The following is a 14,494-nucleotide window of genomic DNA, read 5'->3' as shown; positions in this document are numbered from 1 at the left end:
ACCAGTAAAGAAATAAAAAAAACCGCCCGCCACCTTACAGATAGCGAGCGGTGCCGTTTCTCAGGGCCAGAGGACGAGCGCCGCGTCCCACGACGGGCGGTTAGTGTGCATTATAAGCGCGCACCTGGCCGCTCAACCCGCTCAGTTGCTGCAAATCACCCAATGCTGATTGCAATTTTTGCTTTGATGCATCCGGCCCAACGTAAATTCGGGTTATCTGCCCGGCGACCGGCGTGGAAGGCACCGTATACGCGCGGTAGCCGGACAAACGCAGCTTGGCGACAACTTCATTCACTTTGTCTGCGTTTTTTAATGCGCCCAGTTGTACCACGAACGCCTGTCCAGCCGGTGATGACTCCTGAGCCGCCGGTTTATTTTCCACCGGCTTAGTCTCTGCAAGCTTATTTTCTGCAAACTTAGTCTCTGCCAGTTTACTGTCTGCGGCTTTGTTTTCTGCACTCTTCGTTTCTGGCGCTTTTACCGGAGTCTCTGCGCTACGCGTCTCCGGTTTCGCCGCTATCGCGCGCGTATCAGCCGGTTTATTTTCCATCAGCTTCGGCTCAGGCCTGGCGCGCGTATCCGGCTTCTTGACTTCCGGTTTCGCCTCCGCCTTCACGTCCGGTTTCACCGGCTGTGCTTTCAGGGCTGGTGGTGCTATCGACGCCACAGGCTGGCGTTCGCTGATAATCGGTGCCGGGGTCGGCTGTAGAGGACGCGAAGGCGCAGGCGGCGTGGCGTTACGGACATTCTGCTGTCGCGATGTTGGCGGCGATTCCTCTTCCTCATCGTTGCCTTGCTGCACAGCGGCGGCGGCCCCCTCAGGCGGTTGCGACGGTAGCGACTGGCTTACCGGCGGCAGTGATTCCGCCTCCAGCGCATCGCCGGGTTTAGGCACCAGAGGGATCGCCGCAAACTCATCCTCATAGTGCTTTTTTTTACCATCAAGCAACCCCGGCAGCACAATGACGCCAAGCGCCACCAATACCACGGTACCCGCCAGACGATTTTGGAATTTACTCGCCATGCGTCCCACTCTCCTCTAATGCCGCCATGACATGCGCGACAGTATGGAAAGAACCGCAAACAATCACGACATCCTCTGGCGCGGAATCTTGCATCGCCCGACGCCAGGCAGAAGCGACATCTGAAAATAGCGTCACCGTCGATACGATGTCACACGCCGCCAGATGCTGTGCCAGCTGTTCAGCACGCGTACCACGCGGCCCTTCCAGCGGAGCGCAATACCACGCATCAATAAGCGGCTTAAGGTGCTGCAACGTACCGGGAATGTCTTTATCCGCCAGCATACCAAGCACCGCCCGGATTTGCCCCTGCGCAGGCAATGCCGCAAGCCGCGTTGCCAGATAATCGGCAGCGTGAGGATTATGGGCCACATCCAGAATCAGTAACGGGCGCTGTTGCACGATTTGAAAGCGTCCGGGCAGCGTTGCCTGCTGAAGCCCCTGGCGAAGGGTGTCGATATCCGGCATCAAGCCACTGGCCTGTAGCGCGGCCAACGCGGTCGCGGCATTAGCCAATGGAACATGCGGCAGCGGTAAGTCATCATAGCGTACGCACTCGTTCTGCCAGCACCAGCGGTCAGCACCGACGCTAAATTGCCAGTCAACATCCCGACGCATTAGCTGTGCGCCCTTCTCTTGCGCCACCATCGCGATTGATGCAGGCATCGCCGGTTCGCCCACGATTGCAGGTTTACCGCGACGAAAGATACCGGCCTTCTCGCGGCCAATACTTTCACAATCGTTGCCCAACCAGTCGGTGTGATCCAGCGCAATACTGGTGACAACCGCCACATCGGCATCGACAATATTGGTCGCATCCAGACGCCCGCCGAGGCCGACCTCGAGTATGACCACATCCAACTGCGACTGTTTGAATAACCACAGCGCCGCCAGTGTACCGAACTCAAAATAGGTCAGCGAGATATCGCCACGTCCGGCGTCTATCGCGGCAAACGCTTGTGTATGCAATGACTCGGGCAGCTCACGTCCGTCAATACGCACCCGTTCGGTGTAACGCAGCAGGTGCGGCGAACTGTAGACGCCAACGCGTAGCCCGGCCGCACGCAGAATGGATTCAAGGGTACAGCAGGTTGTGCCTTTACCATTCGTGCCCGCCACGGTGAATACCCGGGGAGCCGGTTGCAGCAACTCAAGCCGTTCTGCAACCCGATGAATGCGATCTAACCCCAGTTCTATCGCCTGGCTATGCAGATGTTCAAGATAATGAAGCCACGCGGCCAAAGGCGACGTGGCTTGAGGTGTCTGAAGATTATCCATGAGTCCCATTCACTGACTTACGGTTGATAGCCATCGGGAACAGGGCAACCACGCCGCCGTGTTCCCGGAGCATCATTGATTAGGCTTCACTTTGTGGTTCAGCAGACGACGGGCGCGCACCAGCAGATTCCTGTGGTTCCGGGCGATTCGTCAACCGAGAGAGAATACTCGCCAGTTTGTAGCGCATATCCGCACGGCGCACAATCATATCAATCGCGCCTTTTTCCAGCAGGAATTCACTGCGCTGGAAGCCCGGCGGCAGCTTTTCACGCACCGTCTGTTCAATCACGCGCGGGCCGGCAAAACCGATCAACGCCTTGGGTTCGGCAATGTTTAAATCGCCTAACATCGCGAGGCTCGCGGATACACCGCCCATGGTCGGGTCAGTCAGCACCGAAATATACGGTAGGCCACGCTCACGCAGCTTCGCCAACGCCGCGCTGGTTTTCGCCATTTGCATCAGCGACATTAGCGCTTCCTGCATACGGGCACCGCCACTGGCTGAAAAACAAACCAGCGGGCAGTTATCTTCCAGCGCCTGCTCGACTGCACGCACAAAACGCGCGCCGACAACCGACGCCATCGAGCCCCCCATGAAAGAGAACTCGAAGGAAGCCGCAACCACCGGCATACCGTACAGCGTCCCTTTCATCACAATCAGCGCATCTTTCTCATCAGACTGTTTCTGAGCAGCGGCGATACGATCTTTGTACTTTTTGGAGTCTCTGAACTTCAGAACGTCTTTTGGCTCCAGCTCGCTGCCGAGCTCCACCATACCGTCCTTATCAAGGAACGCATGCAGTCTGGCCCGTGCGGATAAACGCATGTGATGGTCACATTTCGGGCAAACTTCCAGATTGCGCTCCAGTTCGGCACGGTAAAGCACCTGACCGCAACTGTCACATTTCGTCCAGACCCCCTCAGGAATATTCGCCTTACGGGTAGGGGTGACATTACTTTTATTAAGAATTCGTTCAATCCAGCTCATTGATAACCTTTCTGCTTGAACCTGGCACCAGCCAGTACGCTGCTACACGTTACCTCGTCCCTGGCAACGCCGCCAATAAAGCGATGTCTTAAATTCGGCATGTGACCGAAATCAGACCGTGGCATGAAGGCGGGCCAATACAGGCCCAGCCGTAAATGCTGCTCATTAAACCATAACGATCCGGGCGTGTGGATAAAAAACTGGTCAAACCGGATGTTAAAACAATTTTTCACTTACTTCATATTTTGCCGCGTCAGCGTGCGTTTATGCCGCCAAAACTCAATCAACCCGGGCAGGATGGAGATAAAAATAATCGCCACAATCAGCAACTTCAGGTTCTCCTGCACCACCGGCAAATCACCAAACAGGTATCCGGCATACGTAAACAGCAGCACCCACAATAGCGCGCCGGTGACGTTATATAACGCAAACTCACGATAGCGCATATGCCCCATACCGGCGACAAAGGGGGCGAATGTTCTCACAATCGGCACAAATCGCGCCAGAATTATCGTCTTGCCGCCATGACGCTCATAGAACTGATGGGTGCGATCCAGGTAGCTGCGCCGAAAAAGACGCGACTGCGGATTGCTAAATAGCTTTTCGCCGAACAAACGGCCAATCGTATAGTTAACCGCATCGCCCAATACTGCAGCGATGACCATCAGCGTGACCATCAGGTGAACATTCAAGTCATTACCCGGCAACGCCGCCAGCGCGCCAGCCACGAACAGCAGTGAGTCTCCAGGCAAAAACGGCGTCACCACCAATCCGGTTTCACAAAACAGGATTAAAAACAGAATGGCGTAAACCCAAACGCCGTATTGCGCCACCAGCTGCGCTAAATGCACATCGATGTGCAGGATAAAATCGATAATAAATCGCACAAAATCCAGCATAATTACGCCTTAATCGCTACAGAATTGTCTATTGGCATCGCAGGGTACCGAACGCTTGCGACCCATTGCGGCTGTTACCGCACATCATCAGGTAAAAATAACGGCCCCATCGTCGCTGAAGGGATGTCAAAGCGCGACGGGTAATCCACCGCGACCAGATATAACCCATCGGCTTTAGCGGTCGCTGCCGCCAGGGTTCTATCTTTCGCCGCCAGCAATTGCGCCATCCATGTTTCAGGCTGATTACCGCAGCCTATTTCCAGCAGGCTGCCGACAATATTACGCACCATATGGTGTACAAACGCATTGGCTTTGATATCCACCACGACATAATCCCCTTGCCGAACCACGCGCAGGTGCATCAGATTACGCCAGGGCGTGCGCGACTGGCACTGTACTGCCCGAAACGAGGTAAAATCATTCTCGCCGAGCAAACATTGGCCAGCGCGCTGCATGCGCTCGGCATCCAGCGGCAGGTAGTAATGCGTCACACCGTGCGACAAAATTGCCGGGCGAAACCGCTTGTTATAAATCACATAACGGTAGCGGCGCGCCGTGGCGCTGAAGCGGGCATGAAAATCCTCATCCACGGTTTTCACCCAACGCACGGCGATATCCGGCGGCAGGTTGGCGTTCACGCCCATCGTCCAGGCCGCGTCTTTACGTACCGCCTGGGTAGTAAAATGCACCACCTGACCGGTGGCGTGAACACCGGCATCGGTACGTCCCGCGCAAAATACGTCCACCGGCTCATTGGCAACCTGAGATAACGCCGCCTCCAGGCACCCCTGCACACTCTGCACTTCCGCCTGACGCTGCCAGCCATAGTAGCGCGCGCCGTCATACTCAATACCGAGGGCGATTTTAATCGGTGCGCGCTCACCCGCCTGTTGCTGCAACACCGTCATTAGCCGAAATACTCCTCTAACAGCCGTTCCGCAACCGCGACGGCCATCAGCGCTCCGCCAAAGCGGATATTGTCTGCGACCGACCAAAATTGCAGCAATTCAGGTATGCCATAATCATTACGCAGGCAACCGATGCTCAGTTGAACATTGCCAGAGGCATCGTCAACCTGTGTCGGGTAATCCCCGTCGTCACTCAGGACGATATCGTCGGCCTGCGCCAGCACGTCACGCGCTTCATCCGCTGACAGCGGGCGCAAAGCCTCCAGATGCACCACCTGAGCATGGCCGTAGAACACCGGCGACTGAACACAACTAACCGATATCGGCAACCCTTCGTCCTGTAACACTTTGCGCACCTGCTCAACCAAGCGTCGCTCTTCACGCACGCTGCCTTCGCCGTCAGCCAATAGCGGCAGAAGGTTAAACGCCAGTTGTTTCGGGAATAGTCCCGGTTCAGCAGGAATACCATTGAGTAAACGCGCACTCTGCCCGGCCAAATCATCCACAGCGGCTTTACCATGCGCAGAGACTGACAACAGGCTAGTAACGTGCAAACGCGCCAGTCCAGCCTGCTCGGTTAATGGTTTAATCGCCATCAATAGTTGACTGGTCAGGCTGTCAGCCACCGCGACGATATTGCGATTACGGTAATCCGCCAGCGCATGCGCGTTGACGCCCGGCACCACCAACGGGACATCGGGCTCCAGCGCAAACAGGCCGCTGCTATCCAACACAAGGCATCCGGCATTGCCCGCCTCTTCAGCATAGCGGGCGCTGGCATCGATACCGGCAACAAAAAAAGCCAACTGCGCCTGTGACCAGTCAAACGTCTCCGCGCTCTCCACCCGCACTGAACGGCCGTTGAAACGCAAGGTTTCACCCGCACTGTTTTCACTGGCCAGCGCATACAGCTCACCAACGGGAAACTCACGCTCCTGCAATAGCTCTAGCAATGCGGCGCCAACAGCACCGGTCGCGCCCAGCACAGCGACATTCCAGCCATTCGACATGTAATCGTTCTCTCCAACAAGAATAAATAGACCCGTCCAGACCAGCACAATGCCGTCCGACGAATGTGGATGAATATGTGCTTACGCAGATGGTGCATGCACCGAGGCTAAAAACCCTAAGCGGTTTAAGCGTTCCGCGCTGATGGCATCTGCACAGACGACATGCAGTGACGACCACTCACGCCGCTCCTGATAATTCTTGCGCAAACGGTCAAACTCACCGGGCAGATGGGCTACCTGGCGCAGCAAGGCATCATCGCGGCGCACATCATACACCAGATGCACCAGACGTTTGAGTTGGTGCTCATCCAGCGGCACCGTCAGGCGCACGGTGGCAATCTCAGGCTCGGGCAACAGTGACGAGAGCGCCACCTGCTGCGGCTGACCAATAAACTGGCTCCAGGCTTCAAACACCTGGGTCGTGCCGCGCGCTTTGCCCTCCAGCGTATACCCGGCAATGTGCGCGGTGCCGATATCAACACGCGCCAGCAATTCCACCGATAATGCAGGTTCCGGCTCCCACACATCCAGTACCACGCTGATGTTTTTCTGTTGCTGCAAGACGCGCAGCAGCGCGGCATTATCGACCACCGGGCCCCGGCAGGCGTTAATCAGAATCGTCCCCTCTTTTAGGCGAGAGAGCATCTGCTCGTCCACACAGTGCCAGGTTGCATAAGGGCCTTCTTTGAGTAACGGAGTGTGGAAGGTTAAGACATCCGCGCGCGCCACAACCTCATCCAGCGGTAAAAACGGCCCCGGCTCGCCACTATCTGCCCGTGGCGGATCGCATAACAGCGTGCGCACCCCCAATGCAGTCAGCCTATCATTGAGGCGCGAGCCGACATTACCGACCCCGACAATGCCAACGGTGCGATCGGTCAATGCAAAGCCATCGCGCTCCGCCAGCATCAGCAGCGCAGAAAAAACATACTCCACAACGGCAATCGCATTGCAGCCGGGCGCAGCGGAAAAACCAATGCCTTGCTGACGCAGAAACGCCTCATCCACATGATCGGTTCCCGCCGTTGCCGTACCGACGAATTTAACCGACTGCCCCGCCAGCAGTTCAGCGTTGACCTTGGTCACAGAACGCACCATCAGCGCATCGGCACCGCTCAACGCCTGCATTGGAATCGGTCGCCCCGGCACGGCGGTCACGTCGCCCAGTCGGCTAAACAACGCCTGAGCATAAGGCATATTTTCATCAACGAGGATTTTCACGTTCGCATTCCTGATAGCGCGCAAGCGATACCCACCGCGCTGCAATAAAATAAAAAGGGGGCGGTTATTCTGCCACAAAGCGTCTTGCGGTAACACTGACTATGACTACCCGTAGCCTGACGCCATTGCTATGATGGCAAATACGATGGCAAATATGTTCCGTTCTATCAGGCCCGTGCGCGATGCCATCGCCGCGCCAGAGACGGTCGTGGTCACGATCTCTTGTAAAGGATCACCGCATGCAACCTATCGGTAATACCGGCAGTCCCCCACCTGGCACAGAAAAAGCGCTGGATAACGCGCTGACAAAAACCGCAGCGCCACCCGAGGACGCGCCGCTGACGCTGGTACAGCGTACCGCACTGGAAAAACTGGTGATGCAGGTCGCGGCGCAGAGCGGTGCCAACCCGGCTGAAATTTGGGCGACAGTGCGGGCAGAGTTAGGGGCCAAAAACAATGCCGAGCTCTCGGCCAATCAGTTTGCCGCCGCCGAACAAGGGTTACAGAGTCGGTTAGCCAGCGTACAGAGCGCTCAGGATACCCGGCAACTGTTACAACAGCTTACCGGGTTATTGGCGCAGGGAAATAACCGACAGGCCGCCAGCGACTTTATCCGCCAGCAGTTCGGCCATACGGTTCTCAGTTCGCTAACGCCCTCGCAACTCAAACTGGTGGTGACGTTATTACAAAACGGCTCATTACCGCAGGCCGGCACGCCACTTTCTAATACGCTACTTTCTAGCTCACTACTTTCTGACTCACGGCTTTCCGGCACACCGCTTACCGATTCGCGCACCGCGCTCACGGGCAATACCGGCGGCGTAAACCCGCGACTCCCGCTTGAAACGCTCACAAACGCGGCTACGCCCGCCGGAGCGCAAAGCGCCTCGCCACTCCCGCCGCCGTTGCCGCAAAACCTGCAACAACTGGCAGCAGGGCGACAAAACAGCGCCCTGCCAGAGGCACGCTATAGTACACAGAGCGCGACATCTGGCCGGTTCTTAATGCCTGCTGAACATAACCTGCTCAACCAGCAGGTAGCGCGGCTGGTAGCGCTTACGGGCGAATCACCGGCAAAAGTCTGGCAAACGTTAATGACGATGCAGGGATTAAAAACCGGTGAGCCTATCCCTGCCAAAAACTTTCAGACATTGAGCCAGTTTTTGACGACCCAGAGTTTTCTATTACAACAACATGCGCCACAAACGCTGCACACCGTGCAGGCCGCGCTAAAACACCCGGCCGACTTTCAGGAGCAGCAACTGTTGCAAGACGTCGCCCGCACCCTGAACATCACGCCACCAACGCCGCTGACGCCAGCGCAAATCACCGAGGTTGTCACTTTTCTCTACCGCCGACGCCTGCAGGCGCTTCAGGAGACAGCCACAACGCCCGCCCAGCCGTTCATCAACCCAATCATTGCTGCATTGCCGTTCGAATGGCAGAAATTTGTCACCAAACCGATTGGTCTGGCGCTCACGGCCCTATTGGTGGTCGCGTTGCTGCTGTGGATAGTGCTGTAAAAAAGGGGAGTAACGAGGGGGAATAACGAGAGGAATGGCTGATACCAGGGCAAAAAAATACCGGAGCCGGGCTCCGGTATTCTGATAATTCAGCTGAGTCGTGTTTTTTTTACTGCGCGTATTTACGCATCACCAGCACGGCGTTGGTGCCGCCAAAACCAAAGCCGTTGGACATCACTGTCGTCAGCTCGCGCTCGGTCGGCTCCGTCACCACGTTCATGCCCACGGCTTGCTCGTCGAGTGTCTCGACGTTGATGCTCGGTGCAATGAAGCCATGCTCCAGCATCAGCAGCGAGTAAATCGCTTCCTGCACACCGGCTGCGCCAAGTGAGTGACCGGTCATCGCCTTGGTGGAAGAGATAGGCGGAACGTTGTCGCCAAACACCTGACGAATCGCCCACAGCTCTTTTACGTCACCGACCGGCGTTGAGGTGCCGTGGGTGTTGATGTAATCAACCGGCGTATCCACGTCTTGCAGCGCCAGCTTCATGCAGCGCACCGCGCCTTCGCCTGACGGTGCCACCATATCCGCGCCATCAGAGGTCGCGCCATAGCCGACCACTTCTGCGTAGATGTGCGCACCGCGCGCCAGCGCGTGCTCCAGCTCTTCCACCACCACCATACCGCCGCCGCCTGCGATGACGAAACCGTCGCGATCGGCATCATAGGTACGGGAAGCGCGCTCTGGCGTGTCGTTGTATTTGGTCGATAACGCGCCCATTGCATCAAACTCGCACGCCAGCTCCCAGCACAGCTCTTCGCCGCCACCGGCAAACACGATGTCCTGTTTGCCCATCTGAATCTGTTCAACCGCGTTACCGATACAGTGTGCAGAGGTTGCGCACGCTGAACTGATGGAGTAGTTAACACCATGAATTTTGAACGGTGTCGCCAGACAGGCAGACACACCGGACGCCATCGCTTTTGTCACCACATAGGGGCCGACGGCTTTCAGGCCGCGCGGACTGCGCATCGCATCAGCGCCAAACACCTGAAAACGCGGAGAGCCGCCACCAGAGCCGACAATCAACCCAACGCGCGGGTTGTTCTGGTATGTCTCTTCCGGCAGACCGGAATCTTTGACCGCTTCTTCCATACACAGATACGCGTAGATAGAGGCATCGCTCATGAAACGTACTACTTTACGTTCAATCAGACCTGCCGTATCCAGCTTAACGTTACCCCAGACGTGGCTACGCATACCGGAATCTTTCAGCTCTTCAGAGAAAGTAATGCCTGAGCGCCCTTCACGCAGGGATGCCAGCACTTCCTCTTTGTTATTACCGATACTGGACAGGATCCCCAGACCCGTAATCACCGCACGTTTCATTCAATACCTCATTGCGCTTGTAGACGTTGTATTTAGCACCGCACTTTAGCGTACAGATGTAAGCTGAACAAGTCCGATCAGACTAACTTTTCTCAAATTTGCGACTTAATAAACCGCCCGCTAAAATCGCGCCACCGCCTGAATAATGAGTTATTTGCCGTGACAACCCCCTCTATCCAGCATGCCGCACTGAGCTGGAACGCTCAGGGTACACCTGTATCGCAACAGTTTGATGACGTTTATTTCTCCAATCAGGATGGTATGGCGGAAACCCGCTATGTCTTCCTGCAAGGCAATCAGATTCCTGAGCGCTTCATCCATCATGACGCCGCCGTTTTCACCGTGGCGGAAACAGGTTTTGGCACCGGATTGAATTTCCTGACGTTATGGCAGGCCTTTGATCACTTTCACCAGCAACAGCCGGACGCCAGCCTGCAACGCCTGCATTTCATCAGCTTTGAAAAATTCCCGCTGTGCCAGCGCGATCTGGCGGCGGCACACGCACAGTGGCCGATGCTGTCGGCTGAGGCCGAAGAATTGCGCCAGCAATGGCCACAGCCGCTGCCGGGCTGCCATCGGCTGATTCTGGCGCGCGGGCGCATCACGCTGGATATCTGGTTTGGCGATGTCAATGCGCTGCTGCCAACGCTCGACCCCAGCCTAAACCGGCGTATTGATGCCTGGTTTCTCGACGGGTTTGCCCCGGCTAAAAACCCGGATATGTGGTCTGACACGCTTTTTGAGGCGATGGTGCGGCTATGTCGCCCCGGCGGTACGTTTGCTACCTTCACCGCCGCCGGATTTGTGCGTCGCGGGTTGCAACAGGCCGGTTTCGAGGTCAGAAAAAGCAAAGGATTTGGGCAGAAGCGAGAAATGTTATGCGGCACCGTGCGCCCCGGCGTGGACGCCGCACATCCCGCCCCCTGGTATGCCCGTGAGCCCGCCAGCCAGCCGCAGGACATTGCGGTTATCGGCGGCGGGATTGCCGCTGTGCTCACCGCGCTGGCACTGCTCAGGCGCGGAGCCCGCGTCACGCTGTATTGCAGCGATGATAACGTCGGTCAGGGCGCATCAGGCAACCGGCAAGGCGCACTCTACCCGTTGCTCAATGACCGTCACGATGCGCTGTCTGGCTTTTTTGCCACCGCGTTTGATTTTGCCCGCCGCTATTATGATGCGCTCAGTGCCCAAGGCGTCGTGTTCGAGCATGACTGGTGCGGCGTGAGCCAATTAGCCTTTGATGACAAAAGCGCGCGCAAAATCGCCCAGATTCTGGCGGGCAACTGGCCGTCGTCGCTGGTTTACCCGGCCGACAGTGCGCAGTTAAGCGCGCACTGTGGTATCGAGCTCCAGAGCGCTGGCGTGGTTTATCCGGCAGGCGGCTGGCTATGTCCGGCAGAATTGTGCGCCTCAGCGCTGGCGCTCGCCTGCCAGCAGGGGCTTCAGGCCCACCTATCCACGCCGATTGTCACACTGGATGCCAGCGATGACGGCTGGTTATTGACACAGGACAACGACACGGTCACTCGTCATGCCACGGTGGTGTTAGCCAATGGCCACCAGATAACGCGCTGGGCGCAAACCCGCCAGCTTCCCACCTATGCGGTGCGCGGGCAGGTCAGCCATGTACCTGAAACCGCTGCCTTATCGCCACTGCGCCAGGTATTGTGTTACGACGGCTACCTGACACCCGCCAGCCCGCGCCATCACACGCATTGTATCGGTGCCAGCTATCACCGGGGTGATACCGCCACCGATTATCGCGACACGGATCAACAGCAAAATCGCCAGCGGTTGATAGACTGCCTGCCTGATAGCCAGTGGACTGCCGGGATTGATATTAGCGCGCAGCAAGCGCGCTGTGGCGTGCGCTGTGCTATACGCGATCACCTGCCGCTTATTGGTCAGGCACCGGATTACGCACAAACCGAGGCCAGCTATCAAGACCTGCCCGCCCAGCGTGATGCAGGCGTTGAGGTGGCAAACGCCCCGGCATGGCCAAACCTGTACCTGATTGGCGCATTAGGGTCACGCGGCCTGTGTTCTGCGCCGCTGGCGGCGGAGATTCTGGCATCACAGATTTTCTCGGAACCCTTACCGCTGGACGCCAGCACGCTGGCGGCGTTGCACCCGCACCGCTTTTGGGTGAGAAAATGGCTCAAAGGTAAGGCTCCACAGGGTAAGGCTCTGCAAGGTAAGCCCCTGCAAAGGTAAGTCCCTGCAAAGGTAAAACGTTGCCGGGTAAACCAGTATAGTTAAAGACCACGTGGCTTCACGCTGTTGAGCGCGCGCCGAATGGCGCAATAACGCATGCGCATAACAGCAATTTTGTACCAACGCATTGTCGGGAGCGCTGTATGGGAACGTCTTCATCACGGGAAGAAGTGCAGTTTCACCATCTCAAGGAGTTGGGCGGGCTGGAAATGCTGCAAGCTCGCTACCATCGCCAGCGCTTTGCCCGCCATTCACACGAAAATTTCTGCGTTGGCGTCATTGAAGAAGGGGCGCAGCGTTTTTATCGCACCGGCGGTGAACATGTTGCGCCAACCGGCGATATTATTCTGGTCAATGCCGATGATATTCACACCGGCCATGCCGATGTTCCTGGCGGCTGGGCCTATCGCGCTATCTATCCGTCACCGGCATTGTTATGCCATCTGTCGCGTGACCTGCGCATACCGCAAGGCAGCACCCCCTGGTTTCCCGATGCCGTCGTGCATGACCCCGGTCTGTCAGCCCAGTTACGGCTGGCTTTTACCTTGCTATCACAGGCTGACAACAGCCTGTTCAAAGAGACGCTGCTGTTTTCTTCACTGAGCTGGCTGATGATGCGCTATAGCAAGACGCCAGCAGATGGTCGGGCCCTGGCGCAGGCGACGCCCGCCATTTTGCGCGCAAAGCGCTGGCTTGATGAGTGCCCGGAGCAAGATACCAGCCTGCTGCAACTGGCGCAGATGGCTGGCCTCAGCCCGTGGCATTTTCTCCGGCAATTCAAGTCACTCATCGGCATGCCGCCGCATGCTTACCTGATTCAGGCGCGCTTGCGTCAGGCTCGCTCATTGCTGATTAACGGTGTCAGCCTGTCAGACGTGGCCTCCCGCTGCGGCTTTTCCGACCAAAGCCATTTCAACCGCCATTTCAAACGCGCAATCGGCATCACGCCGGGGGAATTTGTCCGCACCCTTAAATAGCCGACTACGCGCAATTTCTTTCAATACCCTCGCACAACCGGTGGCTATCCTTCGGGCAATAAACCTGAAGGAGGGTTGTTATGCCAGACTCATCACTTAATCTGTTATTACACCAAAACACGCCGGACTCCGCATCGCGCCGGTTTCTGCACGGCAGTCTCGCCATGTTGCCGCTTTGCCTGTCCGTGATCCCCTGGGGCATTCTGGCCGGTTCAATGGCGGTGCAAGCCGGGCTACCTTTCTGGCAAGCGCTGGGAATGTCAGCGATTATCTTCGCCGGAGCCGCGCAACTGGTCACGCTCGGGCTGGTGATGTCCGGCAGCAGCACCCTGACCATTTTGTTAACGGTGATGGTGATAACGGCCCAGCACCTGATTTACGGCCTGACGTTACGGCCATTCATCGCCCCTCTTCACGCACGTTATCGCCTGTTGCTGGGTTTTTTACTCACCGATGAGTTGTTTGCCCTTACGGTGACGGCCAAATCCCGCCTGACGACGGCGTATCTCATCGGCGCGGGCCTGACGTTTTATCTGTGCTGGGTGTTGTGCAGTCTGGCCGGCGTGATGATGGCCAACGCCATCCCGCATCTTGAACGCTACCACCTTGATTTTTCTATTATTGCCACTTTCATTACGCTGATTGTCCCGATGGTGAAACGCCTGTCGATACTAACAGGCACGCTGTTTTCACTGTTTATGTCGATGGGGCTGGCCTATTGGTATATTGAGGGGACGCTGGTGATTGCCGGTCTTGGCGGAATGGCGGTCTGTGTTCTGACCGCACGACTGCGAGGTGAAAGCGCATGAGCTGGGGATTACTACTGCTGTTGGCGTTAGTGGTGTTTTGCTATCGCGCGGTATTTCTGGAGCCCGGCATCCCGGTTCGGTTAGCGCCACTGGTGCGCGAAGCGCTCAACTACTCAGCCCCGTGCCTGCTCACCGCCATATGCGGCCCGATTATTTTGCTACAGCAGCAGACGCTGCGGCCTTTTCCTGAAAACCCCTATTTATGGGGTGCCATCGCCAGTGTGGTGATAGCCTGGTGGATTCGCCAGACCTTGCTGGCGGTGGTGGCAAGTCTGGGTGTCTTTTACCTGCTTTGCCTGGGCTTGCTGTAGCGGG

The 14,494-nt window shown here is 57.0% G+C and carries 13 protein-coding genes; 5 read left to right on the top strand and 8 right to left on the bottom strand.

The genetic code is table 11. The features are described from left to right. Positions 1–100: 100 nt before the first annotated feature. The 7 genes from dedD to pdxB all read right to left on the bottom strand — a co-directional run bounded on the left by dedD (position 101) and on the right by pdxB (position 7,326). The gene (gene dedD, locus O1Q98_RS05620) at positions 101–1,024 is read right to left on the bottom strand and encodes a cell division protein DedD (RefSeq protein WP_125260119.1); all 924 of its coding nucleotides are present in this window, start codon (positions 1,022–1,024) and stop codon (positions 101–103) included. Continuing rightward, entirely contained in the window at positions 1,014–2,300 is a 1,287-nt protein-coding gene (gene folC, locus O1Q98_RS05615; protein ID WP_125260120.1) for a bifunctional tetrahydrofolate synthase/dihydrofolate synthase, read from the bottom strand. Before folC ends, dedD begins: the two co-directional genes overlap by 11 nt. 79 nt (positions 2,301–2,379) lie before the next feature. After that, the gene (gene accD, locus O1Q98_RS05610) at positions 2,380–3,288 is read right to left on the bottom strand and encodes an acetyl-CoA carboxylase, carboxyltransferase subunit beta (RefSeq protein ID WP_125260121.1); all 909 of its coding nucleotides are present in this window, start codon (positions 3,286–3,288) and stop codon (positions 2,380–2,382) included. Between the two features lie 233 nt (positions 3,289–3,521). Then, positions 3,522–4,184: a DedA family protein gene (locus O1Q98_RS05605; protein ID WP_125260194.1), complete on the bottom strand. Its 663-nt coding sequence runs from the start codon at positions 4,182–4,184 to the stop codon at positions 3,522–3,524. Between the two features lie 77 nt (positions 4,185–4,261). Continuing rightward, positions 4,262–5,095, bottom strand: a complete 834-nt coding sequence (gene truA / locus O1Q98_RS05600; protein ID WP_125260123.1) for a tRNA pseudouridine(38-40) synthase TruA — start codon at positions 5,093–5,095, stop codon at positions 4,262–4,264. Continuing rightward, a complete protein-coding gene (locus O1Q98_RS05595; protein ID WP_125260124.1) occupies positions 5,095–6,105 on the bottom strand; it encodes an aspartate-semialdehyde dehydrogenase in 1,011 nt (336 codons plus the stop codon). The genes truA and O1Q98_RS05595 overlap by 1 nt, the downstream gene beginning before the upstream one ends. An 81-nt stretch (positions 6,106–6,186) precedes the next feature. Continuing rightward, entirely contained in the window at positions 6,187–7,326 is a 1,140-nt protein-coding gene (gene pdxB / locus O1Q98_RS05590; protein ID WP_125260125.1) for a 4-phosphoerythronate dehydrogenase PdxB, read from the bottom strand. Between the two features lie 239 nt (positions 7,327–7,565). On the opposite strand from pdxB, the gene flk reads away from it, so the two are divergent. Further along, positions 7,566–8,849 carry a flagella biosynthesis regulator Flk gene (gene flk / locus O1Q98_RS05585; RefSeq protein ID WP_125260126.1) on the top strand — a complete coding sequence of 428 codons (1,284 nt, stop codon included), beginning with the start codon at positions 7,566–7,568 and terminating at the stop codon, positions 8,847–8,849. Between the two features lie 109 nt (positions 8,850–8,958). Here flk and fabB read toward each other — a convergent pair whose 3' ends face one another. Further along, positions 8,959–10,179: a beta-ketoacyl-ACP synthase I gene (gene fabB / locus O1Q98_RS05580; RefSeq protein ID WP_125260127.1), complete on the bottom strand. Its 1,221-nt coding sequence runs from the start codon at positions 10,177–10,179 to the stop codon at positions 8,959–8,961. A gap of 159 nt (positions 10,180–10,338) precedes the next feature. Between fabB and mnmC the strand changes: the two genes are divergently transcribed. The 4 genes from mnmC (at position 10,339) to O1Q98_RS05560 (ending at position 14,490) form a co-directional block, all read left to right on the top strand. Continuing rightward, positions 10,339–12,393, top strand: coding sequence for a bifunctional tRNA (5-methylaminomethyl-2-thiouridine)(34)-methyltransferase MnmC2/FAD-dependent 5-carboxymethylaminomethyl-2-thiouridine(34) oxidoreductase MnmC1 (gene mnmC / locus O1Q98_RS05575; protein ID WP_125260128.1), 2,055 nt, complete (start codon positions 10,339–10,341; stop codon positions 12,391–12,393). Positions 12,394–12,536: 143 nt separating this feature from the next. Next, positions 12,537–13,370 carry an AraC family transcriptional regulator gene (locus O1Q98_RS05570; RefSeq protein WP_125260129.1) on the top strand — a complete coding sequence of 278 codons (834 nt, stop codon included), beginning with the start codon at positions 12,537–12,539 and terminating at the stop codon, positions 13,368–13,370. 80 nt (positions 13,371–13,450) lie between these two features. Continuing rightward, entirely contained in the window at positions 13,451–14,179 is a 729-nt protein-coding gene (locus O1Q98_RS05565) for an AzlC family ABC transporter permease (RefSeq protein ID WP_125260130.1), read from the top strand. Further along, entirely contained in the window at positions 14,176–14,490 is a 315-nt protein-coding gene (locus tag O1Q98_RS05560) for an AzlD domain-containing protein (RefSeq protein ID WP_125260131.1), read from the top strand. The genes O1Q98_RS05565 and O1Q98_RS05560 overlap by 4 nt, the downstream gene beginning before the upstream one ends. Positions 14,491–14,494: the final 4 nt, after the last annotated feature.

It is taken from the genome of Dickeya lacustris, from assembly GCF_029635795.1.
Classification (GTDB): Bacteria; Pseudomonadota; Gammaproteobacteria; order Enterobacterales; family Enterobacteriaceae; genus Dickeya; species Dickeya lacustris.
The sequence above is the reverse complement of the archived record's forward strand: the minus strand, read 5'-3'. Positions and strand labels throughout refer to the sequence as shown.

Bases quoted from the DNA above. Each gene is read 5' to 3' on its own strand.
- dedD (WP_125260119.1), bottom strand. From the start codon at position 1,024: ATGGCGAGTAAATTCCAAAATCGTCTGGCGGGTACCGTGGTATTGGTG.
- folC (WP_125260120.1), bottom strand. From the start codon at position 2,300: ATGGATAATCTTCAGACACCTCAAGCCACGTCGCCTTTGGCCGCGTGG.
- accD (WP_125260121.1), bottom strand. From the start codon at position 3,288: ATGAGCTGGATTGAACGAATTCTTAATAAAAGTAATGTCACCCCTACC.
- truA (WP_125260123.1), bottom strand. From the start codon at position 5,095: ATGACGGTGTTGCAGCAACAGGCGGGTGAGCGCGCACCGATTAAAATC.
- O1Q98_RS05595 (WP_125260124.1), bottom strand. From the start codon at position 6,105: ATGTCGAATGGCTGGAATGTCGCTGTGCTGGGCGCGACCGGTGCTGTT.
- flk (WP_125260126.1), top strand. From the start codon at position 7,566: ATGCAACCTATCGGTAATACCGGCAGTCCCCCACCTGGCACAGAAAAA.
- fabB (WP_125260127.1), bottom strand. From the start codon at position 10,179: ATGAAACGTGCGGTGATTACGGGTCTGGGGATCCTGTCCAGTATCGGT.
- O1Q98_RS05570 (WP_125260129.1), top strand. From the start codon at position 12,537: ATGGGAACGTCTTCATCACGGGAAGAAGTGCAGTTTCACCATCTCAAG.
- O1Q98_RS05565 (WP_125260130.1), top strand. From the start codon at position 13,451: ATGCCAGACTCATCACTTAATCTGTTATTACACCAAAACACGCCGGAC.
- O1Q98_RS05560 (WP_125260131.1), top strand. From the start codon at position 14,176: ATGAGCTGGGGATTACTACTGCTGTTGGCGTTAGTGGTGTTTTGCTAT.